Source organism: Gardnerella vaginalis (assembly GCF_001546485.1).
In the GTDB taxonomy this organism is placed as follows: domain Bacteria; phylum Actinomycetota; class Actinomycetes; order Actinomycetales; family Bifidobacteriaceae; genus Bifidobacterium; species Bifidobacterium vaginale_D.
On sequence record NZ_KQ956867.1, the window covers coordinates 45,180 to 62,788 of the forward strand.

Genomic DNA, 17,609 nt, shown 5'->3' on the forward strand with positions numbered 1-17,609 from the left:
CAATTTTTTGTAATAACTGCAGTGGTGTCGACTTTGCTATCAAGTACAATGAATACTATGCTCCGAGAATTTGCTGTAGAAGCCATTCACCCAACTCAAGACGGTGATACTATTTATTCCCTCCTCGCCAACCGTGCTATGCGTGATCCTCAGGGAGTTATTGCGCAATGGCAAGATGAAGATACTCGCCAATGGCATGATGTTACTGCTGCTGAGATGCTCAATAAAGTTCGTGCTACGGCGCGTGGCTTAATTGCGCTTGGTGTACATCACGGTTCAAAAGTTGTTATTTATGCTGCTACTTGCTATGAGTGGGGTATTGTTGATTTCGCTTGTGCATGCATTGGTGCTGTGAGTATTCCTATTTACGAGACTGACTCTGCGCTGCAAGCTGCAGATATTATTGATGAGGTGAAGCCAGTTATTGCTTTTGCTGGTGATGACGTTCATGCTCAGTGTTTAGAGCGTGTACGCCAAGATCATAAACGTATCACGTTGAAAACAGTCTTTAACTTTAAAGCTGGCGGCTTAGAAGCTGTGATTGATTTTGGTAAAACTATTGATGACGATGAACTTAATCAATGTGTTGCTGCAGTTAAAGCCGACGACTTAGCTACGATTGTGTACACTTCTGGTTCTACTGGCAAACCGAAGGGTGCTATGCTTTCGAATCGTAACTTTACGCATATTGTGTATGCTGGGTATGACGTGTTAAGTGACATGCTTTGTAAGCCTAACCGTTTACTGCTATTCCTTCCTTTAGCACATTGTTTTGCTCGCTATATTCAATATGTTGCGATTGGTGCGCATGGTGTTATTGGTTACGTTCCGAACGCAAAACATTTATTAGCTGATTTGCGTAGTTTTAAGCCGACTTACTTACTTGGTGTACCGCGAGTTTTTGAGAAAGTGTACAATGCTGCATCTCAAAAGGCTGGTGCCGGTATTCGCGGTCGTATTTTTGCTAAGGCAGTTAAGCATTTCATCCAATGGTCTCGCGATAACGTCGATGGTAAATCTCACTCACTCGCAGCTCGCATGAATCATGCTCTGTATATGAAGACTGTTGGATCTTCTATTCGTTCAGCTTTGGGACCAAATCTTTCTTGGCTGGCTTGCGGTGGTGCTCCAATTAATGCTGATTTAGCGCATTTCTTCAACGGTCTTGATGGAATTACGTTTATTCAGGGCTATGGTATGACTGAAACTGCAGCTCCATGCGTTGTTAATTTTGAGCATGCAAATCAAGTTGGTTCAGTAGGACGTCCGGGTCCTGGAATTACTATTCGTCTTGCAGATGATGATGAAGTTCTTATCAAAGGCCCTAACGTTTTTATGGGTTACTATAATAATCCTGAACTTACTGCTGAAGTTCTTGATGAAGATGGCTGGTTGCATTCTGGCGATCTTGGTGAGATTGATGATGAAGGTTTCCTTTCTATCACGGGGCGCAAGAAGGATATTATTATTACGGCTGGAGGCAAAAATATAAGCCCAGCTCCTATGGAAAGTATCATTTCACAATGCCCATTAGTTTCTCATGCAGTAGTTGTTGGTGATGGTAAGCCGTTCGTTTCTGCACTTATCGAATTAGATCCAGATATGGTTCATTCATGGCTGAAAACGAAGGGTATGGATATTAATCTTCCTATGAGTGAGATTGCTGCAAATGATGCTATTCGTTCAGTTGTACAGCAATTTATTGATCAAGCTAATAGCACGGTTTCTCGCGCAGAATCGGTTCGTAAGTTTGTCATCTTGCAGGATGAATTTACGCAGGATGCAGGAACTTTGACACCAAGCATGAAAATTGTTCGTCCGAAAATTCTTGCACAATATGCTGATATTATTGAGACACAGTTGTACGCTCCAAAGCCGAATATTCGACCATTGCCAGCAACCGTTAAGATTCTTGATAAAACTACTGAAACAGTGAAACAGGCGCAAGAAACTGTGAAGCAAGCTCAGGAAGTTATGACTCCGCGTGTTCGTCAGGCTATTGATCAAGCTGCAACTCATCTTAAGCATTTTGGTGAGGAAGCAGCTACTGATTCTTCTTCGACCTCTCGTGATAGTAAAGATACTAAAGATAACAAAGAAGAATCTGTTAATCTGTAGTAGAAACTAATTTTTACGAAGGTTACTTGTACAATGAAGGAGTTTGAGTGACTGTTAGAAAAATCCGTGTTGTTCCGGATCCTGTGCTGCGCACGCCTTGCGATGAGATTCGCGAGATTACGCCAGCTGTGAGGCATTTAGTTGAAGATTTGCTAGAAACAGTGAATGATCCAGGGCGAGCGGGATTATCAGCTAATCAAATTGGTGTAAGTCTTAGAGCTTTCTCCTATAATATTGATGGTCGTATTGGCTATATTTTGAATCCAGTTCTTGAGGAACTGAGTGGTGAGCAATACGATGATGAAGGTTGTTTATCTGTTCCAGGATTATGGTACAAAACTCGTAGGTATAATCATGCTCGTGCGCGTGGTATTGATTTAGATGGCAAGACTGTGGTGCTTGAAGGTGAAGGACTTATGGCACGCATGCTGCAGCATGAGTGTGATCATTTAGATGGTCATGTTTATTTAGATAGACTCGAAAAAGATGTTCGTCGCCAAGCTATGAGGGAATTGCGCAACAATATACGATCATAGTTTTGTATGTAATCGTTTGTGCGCAATAGTAATGATATAAGAACCGGTATTTCTGTTATGACATAGAGCAGAAGTATCGGTTTTTTAGTATTGAGTATCTGTTACAATCGCGTTTGGCGTGTCCGTTTTGAGCATGAGTATTGTCGCGTTATATAAGTGCTCGCTTTTATTGTCTACAAGGATTCGCAAATACGCGCCATGTACGCGTCCGTTCGTGTCGGTCGGCTTGGGTTAAGACAGTATGTCAAGCCAAGTTGCATGCGAACAGGCATGGCCAGGCAAGAACCGACAAGAAAGGTATAAAGATATGGCACAGATTACCATGAGCGAAATGCTGAAGGCTGGTTTGCACTTCGGTCATCAGACTCGTCGCTGGAATCCAAAGATGAAGCAGTTCATTCTTACTCAGCGCAATGGTATTCATATCATCAATTTGTTCAAGTCTCTCGACATGATCGACAAGGCTTATGACTTCGTTAAGCAGACTGTTGCTCACAACGGCACTGTTCTTTTCGTAGGCACTAAGAAGCAGGCTCAGGAAGCTGTACAGAATCAGGCAACTCGCGTAAACATGCCTTACGTTTGCGAGCGTTGGCTTGGTGGTATGTTAACTAACTTCCAGACTGTTTCTACTCGCGTAAAGCGCTTGAAGGAACTTGAGGAAATGGACTTCAGCGATGTTCGCGGCTCTGGTTTGACCAAGAAGGAACTTTTGCTTCTCGAGCGTGAGAAAGATAAGCTTTCCAAGCAGCTCGGTGGTATTCGCAACATGAACCGTACCCCATCTGCCATGTTCGTTGTTGATATTAACAAGGAAGCTTTGGCTGTTGAGGAAGCTCATAAGCTTGGTATTCCAGTTGTGGCAATCGTTGATACTAACACCGATCCTGAAGCTGTTGAGTACCCAATCCCAGCTAACGATGACGCTATTCGTGGCGTTGAATTGTTAACCAGCTTGATGGCTGATGCTGTTGCTGAAGGCTTGCTTGAGCATGCTGGTAAGGGCGCTAAGTCCGAAGGCGCTGAAGCTCAGCCAATGGCAGCTTGGGAAAAGGAACTTCTTACCAAGGAAGGCGAAGCTGAAGCTAAGCCTGCTGAGGAAGAAAAAACTGAGGCAAACGCCTGATAAGCTAATTTGCAACCAGATTCTTACATAAAGCTGCAAGATTCAATGAATGAGTTGTATTTTGCAGCTTTAAGAATCATATTGATACGAGGAGAACAAAATGGCAGCAATTACTGCAGCGTTGATTAAGCAGGTGCGTGAAGAAACTGGCGCCGGCATGATGGACGTTAAAAAAGCTCTTACTGAAGCTGAAGGCGACGTTGCCCGCGCTAAGGAAATCATCCGCGCAAAGGGTATTCAGGCCGCTGGTAAGCGTGAGGGTCGTAAGGCTCAGGAAGGCACCATCGCTTCTAAGGTTGTTAAGTCTGCTGAAGGCGAAACTGGTTATGCAGTTGAGTTGAATTCTGAAACTGACTTCGTGGCAAAGACCCCTAAGTTTGTGGAATTCTCTAACACTGTTCTTGACCATGCTGTTGAAGCTAATGCTTCTACTGCTGAAGAAGTACTTGCAGCTCCAGCTGATGGCGCAACCGTTAAGGAATCTGTTGAAGAAGCAGCAGCTTTGTTTGGCGAGCACGTCAAGGTTGGTCAGGTAGCTAAGGTAAGCGGTCCACACGTTGAGATTTATGCTCACAAGAAGTCCGTAGAATTGCCTCCAAGCATCGTTTCTATGATTGCTACTGACGAAGCTGGCGCAAAGGTTGCTCACGAGGCAGCTTTGCAGATTTCCGCTATGGGTGCTCAGTGGCTTCGCCGCGAAGATGTTCCAGAAGAAGTTTTGGAGTCTGAGCGTCGCGTTGCTACTGAGAAGTCTTTGGCTGAAGGCAAGCCAGAGAAGATTGTTCCGAAGATTGTTGAAGGTCGTATGAACGCCTTCTTCAAGGAAACTGTTCTTCTTGAGCAGGTTTATGTCAAGGATCCTTCCAAGACTGTTGGTGACTTGTTCAAGGAAGTTGGCGGTACTGCTTTAGCCTTCGCTCGTGTTGAGGTTGGCAAGGGCGCTGCTGAATAAGCATTGCTTATGCTAAGAGCCAGTTTTGGCGCTTAATTATAGGGTTGTGTGTACAAGTTGCACACAGCCCATTTTTTATATTTCATTGCTAGCTTAATGTGCGTAATATTGTTGGCTAGTATTGAGCAGCAGGGATTATTTTGTAGAACAGATAGAAACTGAACAATATCAAGTAACTTTTATGGTGATGAAACAGTCAATTAAATTATGTGTTTTGAGTGTCGTGAATAATAGATAGACTGGCAAAGATATGCTTGCATTCGCCATGATGACTGGAGGAATCTGTATGGCTATTGCGCAAACGAAGGGAAGCAAGTCCCGTAGGGTTTTATTAAAGCTTTCTGGTGAAGCATTTGGTGGCGGTGCTGTCGGTATTGATACTCATGTTATTCGTAGAATTGCTGGGGAAATCATGACTGCAGTACTTGATGGCGTTCAAGTTGCTATTGTTGTCGGCGGCGGTAACTTCTTTAGGGGAGCGGAATTGCAGCAGGCTGGTATTGATCGCAGTCGTGGTGATTACATGGGTATGTTAGGTACTGTTATGAATTGCTTAGCTCTTCAAGATTTTCTTGAGCAGGCAGGTCAAGCGACGCGCGTTCAAACAGCCATTACTATGGGTCAAGTTGCCGAGCCGTATATTCCTTTGAAAGCTATTCGTCATCTTGAAAAAGGGCGAGTAGTTATTTTTGGTGCTGGTGCTGGTATGCCATACTTCTCTACAGATACTGTATCTATTCAACGTTCTTTGGAAATTCACTGTGATGAAGTTCTTATGGGTAAGAATGGTGTTGATGGAGTTTACAGTGCGGATCCTCGTAAAGATTCAAATGCTAGAAAATTTGTCACACTTAGCTACCATAAGGCTCTTGTTGATGGTTTAGCTGTAATGGATGCCTCAGCGCTCTCTATGGCTCGCGATAATAATCAAAAAATTCGCGTATTTGGTTTAGAAGGTGAAGGCAACGTAACTCGCGCGCTTGTTGGTGAGTCTATTGGTACGTTAGTGTCAGATGCGGAACCTACATTTGCGTAACAACAATCCGAATAGCGCTTGATATGTACGCAATTGTTGAGTACATACGAAATGAAATTTACGCATAAGTTTATGCAAGTTTATTTTCGAGTATATATGTGAAATATGTATAGAACACAAAAGGAGAATATATGTCAGCAATCATTGATCAAGCAAAAGAACAGATGAATAAATCTGTAGAGGCAACCAAAGAAAATTTCATGGGTATTCGCACTGGTCGTGCTAATCCTGCTTTACTGAATGGTATTATGGTTGATTATTATGGTGCGCCAACGCCAATTAAAGCTGTTGCTTCGATCGGTGTTCCTGAGCCTCGCACCCTTGCTGTTACTCCTTTTGATGCTTCTCAAGCAAATGCTGTTGAGAAAGCTATTCGTGATTCTGATTTGGGTGTCAGTCCTAATCGTGATGGCAATGTTATTCGCGTGACTATGCCTGAACTTACTGAAGAACGTCGTAAAGAATATGTCAAACTTGCTAAGAGTAAAGCCGAAGAAGGAAAAGTAGCAGTACGTAATATTCGTCGTAAAGCTAAGGAATCTATTGATAAGTCAGTTAAAGACGGTGATCTTGGTGAAGATGAGGGTGATCGTTTACTGAAAGAACTTGATAAAGTAACTAAGCAAGTTACTGATTCTTTAGATGTTTTGCTTGAAGGCAAGCAAAAAGAAATTATGGAAGTCTGAGTCTTGTAATTATTCCTCGATTTTTGTAATTTCAATCTGAATGGGTGTCGTATGAGTCAACAAAAACAGCATGATTTTGCCAATGTAGTCAGTCAAGCGCGTGTTGATAACGCTGTAAAAGAAGCTATTGCCACCTCTGGTGAAGCAGCACACGGCACCCACGAGACTTTGTCAGATATTAATCGTCGCACAGGTCGTAACATGCCTCAAGCAATTGCAACTGCTGTCGTGCTCGTGGCAGCAATTATTGCTTGTTTGCTTATTAGCATTGATGTTTTTGTCGTGTTAATGGCTATTTTTATGGTGTTGGCACTATGGGAGTTGCATGTTGATTTTGCAACGCTCGGATTGCGTATCCCATTCGTAACGCTTTCTTTATGCTCACTGCTTACTATTTTTGCCACTTACTACGCAAAATGGCATGCAGTCGCTATGGCTAGCGGTATTACAGCGTCGTTAGTGCTTACCCTTATTTGTGCAACGTTGAGCAATACTGTTTCGGCGAGAACTATGCAAGCTGTAGAAAAAAAGCTTCAAGGTTCTGCGCATATTGCTTATGAGCATACTTTATTTACCAATACATCTGTTTCATTATTTGTAGTGTTGTACATACCGCTACTTGCTTCTTGTATTGTGTTAGCTCTTACGAGTACTCGTTATGCGGTAGCTCATGCCATGCTATTGGTGTTTTTGCCAGCATTAAGCGATACTGGCGGATTGTTTGCTGGTGCTTGGCTTGGTAAGCATAAGCTTTCACCTCGCATTTCGCCGAAGAAATCTATTGAAGGCTTAGTCGGTTCTATGCTTTTTGCAATCATAGGCGCATACGCAATTGTTGCTGGCTTCTACGGTTCTGCTTGGTTTACTTGTTGGTGGATGCCTTTAGTAATGGGTATTGCCTCAGGAATAGTGGGCACTTTTGGTGATTTGTGTGCTTCGATGCTTAAGCGAGATATTGGTATTAAAGACATGGGTCATTTACTGAAGGGTCATGGTGGGGTGCTTGATCGTGTAGACTCCATTCTGCTATGTGGTCCTGTGTTGTTAGTGTTGTTACAGCTTGCGCATCTTTAAGATGTGTTTTGAGTTCAATCACGAGTTTTTATTAAAGTTGGCATTATGACGATTTGTTATATTCCTTCACCAAGCATTTCACAGTTGACGCTTGGATTCATACATATTAGATTTTATGCACTATCTATTCTTGCTGGAATCTTAATAGCAATGTGTATTACTACGCGTCGATGGAAACGTGTAGGTGGCGATTTTAATCAGGTTCTTGACCTTGTTCTCGTAAGCTTGCCTGCTGGAATAATTGGTGCACGTTTGTATCATGTTATTACCACTCCTGAAAAGTTTTTTGGTTCGCATGGCGATTTCTTTGAAATTTTCAGAATCTGGAACGGCGGTCTTGGCATTTGGGGAGGAATATTCTTAGGATCGCTGGCAGCATGTGCTTTATGTAGATATCGCAAATATCCTATTGGTTTACTCGCTGATGCGGCAGCTCCTGCAATACTTATTGCGCAAGGTGTTGGTAGACTTGGCAATTGGTTTAATCAAGAACTTTATGGCGCACCAACAACATTGCCTTGGGGTTTGAAGTTGAATTATGCTGCTACTCAAGCTATTGGTCACAGTGAGCGCTGTTATGATGGGTTAACCTGTCCTGCTGGCACACTGTTTCATCCAACATTCTTGTATGAGATGATTTGGAATTTCATTGGTGCAGCCTTGCTTATTGGCTTTGGTAAAGTTCTTGTTCAAAAGTTACGTGCTGGTTCTTTATTTGCGCTATATGTTATGTGGTATACCGCAGGCCGAGTTTGGATTGAAGCACTGCGTATTGATTTTTCGCATGTTTTCTTAGGTGTGCGTATTAATGTATGGGTTTCAATACTTGTTTTCCTTCTAGCGGCTTTGTGCGTTATTTTATTGCAGCGTAGTGCTAGTACGCGCGATGAGCTTGTTGAGCGTCTTATCGATGTAACATCAGATGAAAAAGAACGTGAAGCGCAGTGTACTTCTCATAAGTAGTTGGTATGTAATAGCAAGTTCATGTGTGAGTCTGCTGTTATATGGTGTAATCGTCGCTTGCATTTCCTAGAATGGAACGTATGAATATACAAATAGCACCTAGTATTCTTTCCGCAGATTTTTGTAATCTTGAACGCGATCTTGATGCAATTTCTAATGCGGATCTTGTTCACGTTGATGTGATGGATCATCACTTTGTACCTAACTTAACTTTGGGTGAACCAATTGTTAAGCGAATTTGTGAGGTTACTAAACTTCCAGTTGACGTACATTTGATGATTGAGGATCCAGATCGTTGGGCTCCAGAGTACGCTAAACTTGGCGCTGCCTCTGTCAGTTTCCATATGGGAGCTACTCATGCTCCTGTGCGTTTAGCACGTCAGCTTCGCGATATGGGTTGTAAAGCTTGCTTCGCTGTGCGCCCTGCGGAGCCGGTAGAACCTATTTTTGATATTCTCGACGAGTTTGACATGGTTCTGATTATGACTGTTGAACCAGGTTTTGGTGGTCAGAAGTTCCTGAGTAATCAAATGAATAAGGTTCGTCGCTTGCGGGATGAGATTACTCGCCGTGGCTTGTCGACGCATATTCAAGTTGATGGTGGTGTGAGTCCTTCCACTGCTGCAACAGTTGCAGAAGCTGGAGCAGATGTGCTTGTTGCTGGTTCTGCAGTTTATGGTGCTGCAAGTCCAGCAGAGGCTATTGAAGCTATACGTAACACTGCGCAAGCTGCCTGGCGCGCGTAGCGGAAAAATTGGGGGCATGAAAAATGTCCCCGATTTCTTAAAAAACGTTGCCAGCAATACAGCATACGCATTGCGCGTATGCTGTCATATTTCTATATGACAATATTGGACGAAAGAAGATACCATGGCTAAGTTCATAATGAACCAGGAATACAGTCCTGCGGCAATGAATCGCGTGTTGACAGTGCCTAATGCCATTAGTTTCTTGCGTATATGTTCGATTCCGTATCTTGCTTGGCTTATTACTCAACGGCACATGATGGTAGCTCTTATTGTATTAGCCATTTCAGCTTTTTCTGATTGCGTTGATGGGTATATTGCTAGGCGTTGGAATCAAGTAAGTAAATTAGGTCAGATTCTTGACCCTATAGCAGATCGCTTACTTATTGTCTGTAGCACATTAGCCTTAGCAATAGCAAAAGTTATACCATGGTGGGCATTAATACTGGTAGTATTGCGCGATGTTGTTATGGCTGTACTGGTGATTGTACTTGCGCAATATGATTATGGTCCATTACCAGTTAATTTTGTTGGTAAAGCTGGTACTGCGTTACTTATGTTAGCTATAGTTTCTTTAATGATTGTGTATGCTGTAGCTAGTGAGTCAATGCTCGTGCTTTATGCTGCTGCTCTAGCATGTGGAGTGTGGGGTATTGCTCTCTATTGGTATGCAGGACTTTTATATTATAGGCAAGCTTATGCTTTGCTCTCAAAGTTATCAGTGCGTCAAGGCATGTAGGTACGTATGACACAGCATGACGTGTTTGATAGCTCTCGAAGTAGTGCGAACAATATAACATTGAATTCGCATTATAAGAATATACCTGAGACTTTTTTGCCCTCTGCTGGTGCAATGTTATCTCGACGTCGCGCGCTCTTTTCTCGTTCATTTGCGAATCTTGAAACACATCATGTTACGTTGAATGCTCATAGTTTTACGCATCATCACGACCGTAGTCGCTATATTGATGATTATGCGTTACGCCTTATTGATGATTTAACTAATCGTCCTGTTGATCCAATGTTTATGGATGCTCGCTTGAGTAAGCAACCGATACGACCGTTACAACTTTGGTTGACACGTATTGTTGTGTTTTTATTGTGTATTGCTATTGGTACCGTTGGAAGCCAATTTGTTCGTAAATTACATACTGATCCTCGCAAAGCTATACGTTCGTCACTGGCTAATGAGTTAGTTGGCTATTCAACTCGTTTTGACAAGCTTGTGAGGGAAGTTACTGATCTTCGTAACAATGTTGATCACGAATCTCAGCGCATTACTACTCCTGAAGAAGACGAAGTCAGTAAGTCGGATGATATGCTTAATGGTACTCGCGCTGCAGAAGGCGCTGGTATTACAGTAACGATTGCCAATCCTCTTTCTGCTGGAAGTGATGCAGGTACTGGTTCATTGCCTCGCGAAAGTAATGGTGCTCGCATGCGTCTCGTGACTGATCGAGATATTCAAATGTTTGTGTTGTCATTATGGGAAGCTGGAGCTGAAGCAATTGCTGTTAATGGACATCGTATTGGTGCACAAACTTCTATTCGTGTTGCTGGTCAAACAATTCTTGTGGGAGTGAATCAAACACAAAATCCTTATGTTATTGAAGCAATTGGTGACACTGCTGATTTGATGCGCGCTTGCAATGCTTTAAAACATGCTCAATGGTATATGTCTTTGTTGAATGCTGGTATTAATCCACAAATTTCGCCTTCTAGGGTTATACGACTTACTGCGGCGAGTATCGGTGATATTAACTTTGCTAATGAGAGAACTAGGAGATAAGCATGGCTGCAATTCTTGGCTTAATTTTAGGTGCGTTAATTGGCATTGTGGTTCATCCAGATATTCCTGTTGTGATACAACCGTATTTGCCGATTATGGTGGTTGCAGCGTTAGATGCGTTGCTTGGTGCTGCACGCGCATATTTTGAGCGAAACTTTTCTGATAAAGTTTTTGTTATTTCTTTCTTCTCGAATGTTATTGCAGCAACATTGCTTGTGTTGCTTGGTAACCAGCTTGGAGTGGGTGCACAGTTGCAGACTGCAGTTATTGTTGTGCTCGGTATTCGTATTTTCTCGAATGTTTCAGCAATTCGTCGATTCATCTTTAGGAGTTAGCGTATGGTTTCCCCATTTTCTCATACTCCACAAAATGATGATCTTCCTCATAAGTTACGTCGGCAGCATGCACACGATTGTGAAAGTGACGCTACGCAGACCGGTTCTTTCCCGGTAATTCGCCATAAAGTAAAGCCATCGTTAAGCGGTCACATTACGCGTGCTCGTATGCTTACCGGCTTGCTTATGATGTTATTGTGTGCGTTGCTTGGTTTTGCTTATATGATTCAGGTTAATCGTAGTACTTCATTGCTGTATGAAACTATGAGTGAAGAAGAGCTGACTAGGCTTATTACAGAGACTCATTCTCAAATTCAGAGTTTGGAACGTCGAAAAGGTGAACTAACAGGTCAGCTTAGTTCTTTGCGCGCTGCAGTAGATAAGCAGGATGAGGCTCGTCGTATTGCACAGCAAAATGCTCAAACGAATGGTCTTATTTCTGGGCGTCTGCCTGCTGTAGGCAAGGGAATTATTATTCATATTACTGCTGGCGAAAAAGAAAATATTGATGCTGCTACTATGTTTCAGCTTATTGAAGAATTGCGTAATGCTGGCGTAGAAGTTATGTCTATTAACGATGTGCGCATTGTTACGTCAAGTTATATTGCGCAATTAAAGCACGGTCTTTTGTGTGATAGTGTGATGATTGATCCTCCTTATATTGTTAAAGCGATTGGTGATCCACAGAATTTGCAGAATGCAGTGAATATTGCCGGTGGTGTCGGATCGCGTTTAAAAATTAAATTTGGTGCTTCTGTTATGGTTTCTGTGCCTGATGAAGTAGAAATTACTACGACACGCGAGCCAAAACAGTATGAATATGCAAAACCAGTCGAGTAACAAGGTAGAATAGCAAGTATGACTGAACCGATTCCTAGCGCTGGCGAAACCACGATTATTGGTATGCCAGCTATTCATATTCCAATGAATGCAACTTCAGATCGTCCTTTGCAGCAGGACGATTTTGAGACTATAGCAAAATTGCTGCCTGGAACTGCTTTATTAATTTCTACTAGGGGAGCAGTGTCTGGTTCTCGTTATCTTCTTGACGAGGATTTGGTGTCAGTTGGCCGTGATTCGCGCGCTGATATTTTGCTTGACGATTCCACAGTATCCCGTGCTCATGCAGTGTTTAAGCGTCATGACGGTGTATTTAGCATTGCTGATGCTGGCAGTCTTAATGGCACGTATGTGAATCGTGAACGTGTTGATGAAGCTGTGTTGCATAATGGTGATGAAATTATGATTGGCAAATTCCGGCTGGTATTTTTCGCTCATGACGCAGTTACAGTCCGATGATTCAGTCGAGGCGGTTCAGGGGGAGTTGTTTAATCTTTCTCTCTCTGTTCATCGGCTTGACGGATATCGTGGTAGTGTTGCTATGAAAGTTGCCGGTATTACTTACCGGCAACTTGATTATTGGGCGCGTAAAAGTATTATAGAGCCGTCAATTCATCCATCTAGTGGATCTGGTTCACGTCGCTTGTATTCTTTTAAAGATATTGCAATCATGGCTGTAGCTAAAAGATTACTTGACGCTGGCGTGAATCTTATCAATGTTACGACTGCTATTATTTTTCTGAATCGCTATTCTGAAGAGCGTTTGCGTCATATGACTATTATTTGTGATGGTCAGTCTGTCCAAGAGTGCGATGAGAATCAAGATAATATGCGTCGTATGCTTGCCTCTGGCTTAGCGGTGTTTGCTATTGCTGTAGGTCGTATTGTTTCTCGCGTGGAAGAAGATTTAGCTGCCGAAAGTCCTGTTCATGATACTGCGAATAATAGCGAGTCTTATGAAAAGCAGAAACATGCGCACAAATCTTCTGTAAAGCCTCATTTATCAGTAGATCAAGTATCATCCCAGGTAAAAGATAGTTTTGCAAAAAATAGCTCATGGAATCTTATTCAAGAAACATGGGGATAATTAAGCTTCTGTATTGAGTATGTAGTGGGAAGCATGCTGGGATGTAATGTTGCTAATAATGACTTTTTCTCATCTATGAGGTTCGGTATATGTTGCATATAGGTGTTATTGCTGCTGTGGTTATTTGCTGGTTGGCTGCTGTTGCACTATTTGTGTACAGTCTGCTAGTAACTATTCGTGTTTTGTGGAAGTTGCAGCAAAGATGTTTTGCAGAAGTAAGCAATAATAATCGTCAATGTTGTAATATTACGCGATTAATGCCTTGGAGTATTGTTGTTACGCATTGTGCTGGCTTGTCGTGCGGCATGCTTGCGTATATGGTATTGCATATTATTTGCGATTTTGGATTCATTCAGCGTAATTCTTGGTTATTGTCGAATTCAGTGTTCATGCCATCGTATGTGATTATTATTGTGCTTATTGTTTTGAATCTTTCTGCTATGGTATATTGCGCGTATAAAAGCTGTAAATCTTAATACGGCATATGCTGGCAGAGCACAATTGTAGGTTATATGCTCCAACATAATTTACTCATTCTGATATGCATATACAGCTAATTTGACATAACGTACATTATCGGATAAATATTAGCATACACAAACGGATCAACCTTCAAGCATTTATGCGAAATATTGGTGAACTGCTGTAGATAGTTCAGTTACATTATCAATAATTCTATAAGCACCGTGTGATGCGAGTTCACCTGGCTCTGCATAACCCCAAGCGCATCCTAAGCAATCTAATCCGCAATCCTTTGCTCCGTCAGCATCAGTCCAGCGATCGCCAACCATCAGTGCTTTGTCGCCTTGGGTAGGATCATAACCAATCTCATCAAAAACATAACGTATAACTTGAGCTTTCGTAATACGCGTCATATCTTTGCTTGCGCCATAAATCCCATCAATAAGCTCAGTCAACCCAAAATAATCACAAATAGGTTTTACTTGATATTCGGGCTTACAAGATGCAGTTGCTAAATAAAAGCCTGCGTTACGCAATGCTATAAGCTGTTCAGGAATACCATCGTATACTCTATTTAATAAGCAGCCTGGAATTTTGTTTCCTGGAATATTTGGATCGTCAAATGCAGCAATTTCAGAATAATATTTGCGATATATAGCAAGACCTTGCTGCTGTAGATTTTCAGGAACATTAATTCGCTGGAAGGATTCTAAAATTGACGGCCCAATAAAACGTTGCATTTCAGCATCGTCAGGAATAGGTTGTTGCAACTCTTGTAAAGCAAGCTTAGCACAAGTAATAATACCCGCATCAGATTGAGTTAACGTGCCATCAAGATCAAGCAATACAATACGATGTGTACGAGAGCTTGTACTTGAATACGTTGAGGATTCACTCATAATCAGGAATCCATCCCTCATGATGCATTGTTAAGCGCTTATTGAGTAAAGTTTTTAACTCTTCTTCACTGCGGCGTTCAAGTAGCATATCCCAATGGGTGCGTGATGGTTTATTGAAATCATCATCAGGACGATCATTATCGCCTTCACGATGCGCAATCATACCGCATCGGCATTCCCATTCTTCAGGAATCTCTGCGCCTTGAGCAAAAGGAAGAATCGTACGGTGACCTTTTGGACATACGTACGCTACATCATTACGTGCAGCAAAATCCACATTATCGTCGGATTCCAATGATTTTGCGCCAATGCTCATACCGCGCAAACTGCGTTCTGCCATAGTATCTCCTTGTGTAGTACCTTATAAAATTACCGAATTGCACGGACGAGATAATTACGCCTATCAATTCTTAGCATAGTAATTTCCATATATTGTTATACATCTGAATACGCTACAACGCCACGATTTATAAGTTTCGCAGCTTCGTGAGCAGATGAAGCAAGATGGTCGTCAACACCATCAATGTTTTGTAAATATTCTCCTGCATTAGCAAGCTGAGTAAGCAAATCAATAAGGCGTTTTGCTTGGCGCACAAAATCACCGCCAGTAATGTCGGTATTACGTATAATTTCAGCCAAATCAGCACCATTAGCCCAATCGTACATAATGTCTACAGCACCAAATTCAAGCGGTCGTAACACAGGCAGATGTGCATTAGCGCATAAAGCGCTGATACGCATAAAGAGTTCTTTCATGTGCAAAACTGTAGTAAATACAGTTCCATCTTCTCCTCCAGGATACCTTCGAGGCTCTCCGCCAGAAGGGCCTCGAGATTCATAAACCAATGCTGATAAACAAGATAACAACTCAAGCGGAGTAAGATTATTAAAGATCCCTTCACAAAGAGCTTCAGCAAACACGATGTCTAACTCATTGTACAATCTTCGTAACAGTTGCCCGCGATTGGTAAGAGATATTATGTTGTTGCGTTTATCGGCACTTGCCGGTTGCAAATAGTTCAAATACGTAAGCACATCGCAAATATGGTCAAACGTGCGTGCTACAGAACCAGTGCGAGACTCATAGCGTTCACGCACTTGTTCAAGTTCTTTATGCTCGCGCATCCAGTGGTATCCCCAACGCAAATGCTGCTGAATATCTGAGCAGCCAGCGCACGGATGTGTGCGTTCCTGTTCACGTAAACGTTCAATGGTTGCGTCTAATGCTTTAAAGGCTGCAGTACGTTCAGCATCAGTATGGAATAAGGTATGTTTAAGTTTACGACGTTGCTCATGTTGAGCATCTTTAAGTTTAATTCTAAGCTCCAAAAACTCAGCAAAATTGCCCTGATCACAATGGAATGCTTCTTCATAACCTTTGAGTGCTTCTTCAAGCTTGCTCATGCGTTCATGTAAACGTTGTGCGGAGGCATTAGCTTCCCATTGTGCAAAAGAACGATCCAGTGTAGTTCTAGCAGTGTCTGCATCGCTGGAATGAAGCAAATTCACAGCCATATTAAACGTTGGTACGAAACTAGAATGTAAAGGATACACGCGTTTACTAGAAAGTGCTGCAGCTTGTTGAGGTACAAAATCAGCGTGATCTACAAGCACAGCGTGGCCAATATCATCAATTCCGCGCCTTCCAGCACGTCCTGTAAGCTGAGTAAATTCGCCTGGAGTAAGAGGCACGTGTCCTGTGCCATCAAACTTTACTAGCTTTTCTACAACAACGCTTCTTGCAGGCATATTTAAGCCCAAAGCTAGTGTTTCAGTAGCGAAAACAACTTTAATAAGTCCACGCTCGAACAGTGTTTCAACAATATGCCTAAATAGTGCAATCATTCCAGCATGATGTGCTGCAAATCCTTGCTCAAGTGCAAAACGGAAACGTTCAAAAGAAAGTGCATGTAAATCGTCTTTTGAAAGTTGATTGGCGACCATGTTGTCAACAATTTTGCGAATTTCATACATTTCTTCATCAGACGTCAGTATTAATCCAGCATTCAAGCATTGCTGGACAGCTTGATCGCATCCTGAACGAGAAAAGATAAAGTAAATTCCAGGAAGCATCCTTAAGTAATCTAATTCGTCAATAACAGCCCAGCGTTTAGGAGTATGACGACGAGCAGATGTATCTGTCTCAGCCACTCCCCTTTTAACAACGTGCTTCTTACCTTTTCTATAGCGGTATTTACTATCGCTGTACGACTCTTTACGACGACGCGCTCTATGCTCCCAATCGTTAAGTTTTCTAGTTAACGTTGGGTTGACGCGTTGAGTAATATTGCCTTTTGAGTCATGATCATACAAATCTAGTAATTCAGGCTCCGTTTCAGAATCTTCTTGAATAACAACATGTCTTTCAAGAGGCACAGGCCTATGCTCGTTAACAACCAAATGAGTTTTTCCACGCACAGATTCAAGCCATGCAGAAAAATCTTCAACATTTGAAACCGTTGCTGACAACCCAATAATTTTTACCGATGTTGGAAGGTGAATAATAACTTCTTCCCACACTGCGCCGCGGAATTTATCTGCCAAATAATGAATTTCGTCTAAAATAACAAAGCCAAGAGATTGCAACGTAATCGAATGCTCATATAGCATATTTCTCAAAACTTCGGTAGTCATCACAACAATGTCGGCTTCAGGATTTACAGAAGTATCCCCCGTTAATAAGCCCACTTTGTCAGTGCCGTACAGTTCGCAAAAATCATGATATTTTTGATTACTGAGAGCTTTAATTGGTGTAGTATAAAATGCTTTTATATTACGTTGTTGAGCAAGGAAAACAGCAAAATCTGCAACAACGGTTTTTCCAGCACCTGTAGGAGCTGCAACTAAAACATTATCACCAGCTTCTAAAGCATCAATCGCTTCATGCTGAAAGTCGTCAAGATTAAAAGAGAGTGAATGCTCAAAGCGTGCCGCCATTGAGTGTTCACGTTGTATTACGT

The 17,609-nt window shown here is 42.1% G+C and carries 19 protein-coding genes; 16 read left to right on the forward strand and 3 right to left on the reverse strand.

The window, feature by feature from the left end; all coding sequences use genetic code 11:
• Positions 1 to 57 precede the first annotated feature (57 nt).
• The 16 genes from HMPREF3208_RS04340 to HMPREF3208_RS04415 all read left to right on the forward strand — a co-directional run bounded on the left by HMPREF3208_RS04340 (position 58) and on the right by HMPREF3208_RS04415 (position 13,764).
• Positions 58 to 2,118 carry an AMP-dependent synthetase/ligase gene (locus HMPREF3208_RS04340; protein WP_064347404.1) on the forward strand — a complete coding sequence of 687 codons (2,061 nt, stop codon included), beginning with the start codon at positions 58 to 60 and terminating at the stop codon, positions 2,116 to 2,118.
• 47 nt (positions 2,119 to 2,165) lie between these two features.
• Positions 2,166 to 2,654: a peptide deformylase gene (locus HMPREF3208_RS04345; RefSeq protein ID WP_016636638.1), complete on the forward strand. Its 489-nt coding sequence runs from the start codon at positions 2,166 to 2,168 to the stop codon at positions 2,652 to 2,654.
• 307 nt (positions 2,655 to 2,961) lie between these two features.
• On the forward strand, positions 2,962 to 3,780 hold the full coding sequence (gene rpsB, locus HMPREF3208_RS04350) for a 30S ribosomal protein S2 (RefSeq protein WP_032814360.1): 819 nt from the start codon (positions 2,962 to 2,964) through the stop codon (positions 3,778 to 3,780).
• 100 nt (positions 3,781 to 3,880) lie between these two features.
• Positions 3,881 to 4,732 carry a translation elongation factor Ts gene (gene tsf / locus HMPREF3208_RS04355; protein ID WP_064347406.1) on the forward strand — a complete coding sequence of 284 codons (852 nt, stop codon included), beginning with the start codon at positions 3,881 to 3,883 and terminating at the stop codon, positions 4,730 to 4,732.
• Positions 4,733 to 5,018: 286 nt separating this feature from the next.
• Complete coding sequence (gene pyrH / locus HMPREF3208_RS04360; protein ID WP_032814353.1) at positions 5,019 to 5,768, forward strand: UMP kinase; 750 nt, start codon at positions 5,019 to 5,021, stop codon at positions 5,766 to 5,768.
• Between the two features lie 131 nt (positions 5,769 to 5,899).
• Positions 5,900 to 6,454, forward strand: coding sequence for a ribosome recycling factor (frr, locus tag HMPREF3208_RS04365; protein ID WP_016636634.1), 555 nt, complete (start codon positions 5,900 to 5,902; stop codon positions 6,452 to 6,454).
• 51 nt (positions 6,455 to 6,505) lie between these two features.
• Positions 6,506 to 7,528 carry a phosphatidate cytidylyltransferase gene (locus HMPREF3208_RS04370; protein WP_016636633.1) on the forward strand — a complete coding sequence of 341 codons (1,023 nt, stop codon included), beginning with the start codon at positions 6,506 to 6,508 and terminating at the stop codon, positions 7,526 to 7,528.
• Between the two features lie 45 nt (positions 7,529 to 7,573).
• Positions 7,574 to 8,491, forward strand: a complete 918-nt coding sequence (gene lgt, locus HMPREF3208_RS04375; protein WP_064347408.1) for a prolipoprotein diacylglyceryl transferase — start codon at positions 7,574 to 7,576, stop codon at positions 8,489 to 8,491.
• Between the two features lie 80 nt (positions 8,492 to 8,571).
• Positions 8,572 to 9,237: a ribulose-phosphate 3-epimerase gene (rpe, locus tag HMPREF3208_RS04380; protein WP_032814362.1), complete on the forward strand. Its 666-nt coding sequence runs from the start codon at positions 8,572 to 8,574 to the stop codon at positions 9,235 to 9,237.
• A gap of 124 nt (positions 9,238 to 9,361) precedes the next feature.
• Positions 9,362 to 9,976 carry a CDP-alcohol phosphatidyltransferase family protein gene (locus HMPREF3208_RS04385; RefSeq protein WP_016636630.1) on the forward strand — a complete coding sequence of 205 codons (615 nt, stop codon included), beginning with the start codon at positions 9,362 to 9,364 and terminating at the stop codon, positions 9,974 to 9,976.
• 6 nt (positions 9,977 to 9,982) lie between these two features.
• On the forward strand, positions 9,983 to 11,026 hold the full coding sequence (locus HMPREF3208_RS04390; protein ID WP_064347410.1) for a DUF881 domain-containing protein: 1,044 nt from the start codon (positions 9,983 to 9,985) through the stop codon (positions 11,024 to 11,026).
• A 2-nt stretch (positions 11,027 to 11,028) separates the two neighbouring features.
• Positions 11,029 to 11,361 (forward strand): small basic family protein, encoded by a 333-nt coding sequence (locus HMPREF3208_RS04395; protein ID WP_016636628.1) that lies wholly within the window; start codon positions 11,029 to 11,031, stop codon positions 11,359 to 11,361.
• A gap of 3 nt (positions 11,362 to 11,364) precedes the next feature.
• Positions 11,365 to 12,201 (forward strand): DUF881 domain-containing protein, encoded by an 837-nt coding sequence (locus HMPREF3208_RS04400; protein WP_016636627.1) that lies wholly within the window; start codon positions 11,365 to 11,367, stop codon positions 12,199 to 12,201.
• 18 nt (positions 12,202 to 12,219) lie between these two features.
• A complete protein-coding gene (locus HMPREF3208_RS04405) occupies positions 12,220 to 12,660 on the forward strand; it encodes an FHA domain-containing protein (RefSeq protein WP_016636626.1) in 441 nt (146 codons plus the stop codon).
• Complete coding sequence (locus HMPREF3208_RS04410) at positions 12,638 to 13,288, forward strand: MerR family transcriptional regulator (RefSeq protein WP_016636625.1); 651 nt, start codon at positions 12,638 to 12,640, stop codon at positions 13,286 to 13,288. The genes HMPREF3208_RS04405 and HMPREF3208_RS04410 overlap by 23 nt, the downstream gene beginning before the upstream one ends.
• An 89-nt stretch (positions 13,289 to 13,377) precedes the next feature.
• Positions 13,378 to 13,764 (forward strand): hypothetical protein, encoded by a 387-nt coding sequence (locus HMPREF3208_RS04415; RefSeq protein ID WP_064347412.1) that lies wholly within the window; start codon positions 13,378 to 13,380, stop codon positions 13,762 to 13,764.
• A gap of 144 nt (positions 13,765 to 13,908) precedes the next feature.
• On the opposite strand, the gene HMPREF3208_RS04420 is transcribed toward HMPREF3208_RS04415, so the two are convergent.
• The 3 genes from HMPREF3208_RS04420 to HMPREF3208_RS04430 all read right to left on the reverse strand — a co-directional run bounded on the left by HMPREF3208_RS04420 (position 13,909) and on the right by HMPREF3208_RS04430 (position 17,586).
• Positions 13,909 to 14,649: an HAD hydrolase-like protein gene (locus HMPREF3208_RS04420; RefSeq protein WP_016636623.1), complete on the reverse strand. Its 741-nt coding sequence runs from the start codon at positions 14,647 to 14,649 to the stop codon at positions 13,909 to 13,911.
• Complete coding sequence (locus tag HMPREF3208_RS04425) at positions 14,642 to 14,989, reverse strand: RNA polymerase-binding protein RbpA (protein ID WP_016636622.1); 348 nt, start codon at positions 14,987 to 14,989, stop codon at positions 14,642 to 14,644. The genes HMPREF3208_RS04420 and HMPREF3208_RS04425 overlap by 8 nt, the downstream gene beginning before the upstream one ends.
• Positions 14,990 to 15,084: 95 nt before the next feature.
• On the reverse strand, positions 15,085 to 17,586 hold the full coding sequence (locus HMPREF3208_RS04430) for a DEAD/DEAH box helicase (protein ID WP_419471011.1): 2,502 nt from the start codon (positions 17,584 to 17,586) through the stop codon (positions 15,085 to 15,087).
• Positions 17,587 to 17,609 lie beyond the last annotated feature (23 nt).

Coding starts and splice junctions, on each gene's coding strand:
- frr (WP_016636634.1), top strand. CDS start 5,900: ATGTCAGCAATCATTGATCAAGCAAAAGAACAGATGAATAAATCTGTA.
- tsf (WP_064347406.1), top strand. CDS start 3,881: ATGGCAGCAATTACTGCAGCGTTGATTAAGCAGGTGCGTGAAGAAACT.
- pyrH (WP_032814353.1), top strand. CDS start 5,019: ATGGCTATTGCGCAAACGAAGGGAAGCAAGTCCCGTAGGGTTTTATTA.
- lgt (WP_064347408.1), top strand. CDS start 7,574: ATGACGATTTGTTATATTCCTTCACCAAGCATTTCACAGTTGACGCTT.
- HMPREF3208_RS04425 (WP_016636622.1), bottom strand. CDS start 14,989: ATGGCAGAACGCAGTTTGCGCGGTATGAGCATTGGCGCAAAATCATTG.
- HMPREF3208_RS04430 (WP_419471011.1), bottom strand. CDS start 17,586: ATGGCGGCACGCTTTGAGCATTCACTCTCTTTTAATCTTGACGACTTT.
- rpsB (WP_032814360.1), top strand. CDS start 2,962: ATGGCACAGATTACCATGAGCGAAATGCTGAAGGCTGGTTTGCACTTC.
- HMPREF3208_RS04410 (WP_016636625.1), top strand. CDS start 12,638: ATGACGCAGTTACAGTCCGATGATTCAGTCGAGGCGGTTCAGGGGGAG.
- HMPREF3208_RS04405 (WP_016636626.1), top strand. CDS start 12,220: ATGACTGAACCGATTCCTAGCGCTGGCGAAACCACGATTATTGGTATG.
- rpe (WP_032814362.1), top strand. CDS start 8,572: ATGAATATACAAATAGCACCTAGTATTCTTTCCGCAGATTTTTGTAAT.
- HMPREF3208_RS04340 (WP_064347404.1), top strand. CDS start 58: ATGCTCCGAGAATTTGCTGTAGAAGCCATTCACCCAACTCAAGACGGT.
- HMPREF3208_RS04390 (WP_064347410.1), top strand. CDS start 9,983: ATGACACAGCATGACGTGTTTGATAGCTCTCGAAGTAGTGCGAACAAT.
- HMPREF3208_RS04420 (WP_016636623.1), bottom strand. CDS start 14,649: ATGAGTGAATCCTCAACGTATTCAAGTACAAGCTCTCGTACACATCGT.
- HMPREF3208_RS04385 (WP_016636630.1), top strand. CDS start 9,362: ATGGCTAAGTTCATAATGAACCAGGAATACAGTCCTGCGGCAATGAAT.
- HMPREF3208_RS04395 (WP_016636628.1), top strand. CDS start 11,029: ATGGCTGCAATTCTTGGCTTAATTTTAGGTGCGTTAATTGGCATTGTG.
- HMPREF3208_RS04370 (WP_016636633.1), top strand. CDS start 6,506: ATGAGTCAACAAAAACAGCATGATTTTGCCAATGTAGTCAGTCAAGCG.
- HMPREF3208_RS04415 (WP_064347412.1), top strand. CDS start 13,378: ATGTTGCATATAGGTGTTATTGCTGCTGTGGTTATTTGCTGGTTGGCT.
- HMPREF3208_RS04400 (WP_016636627.1), top strand. CDS start 11,365: ATGGTTTCCCCATTTTCTCATACTCCACAAAATGATGATCTTCCTCAT.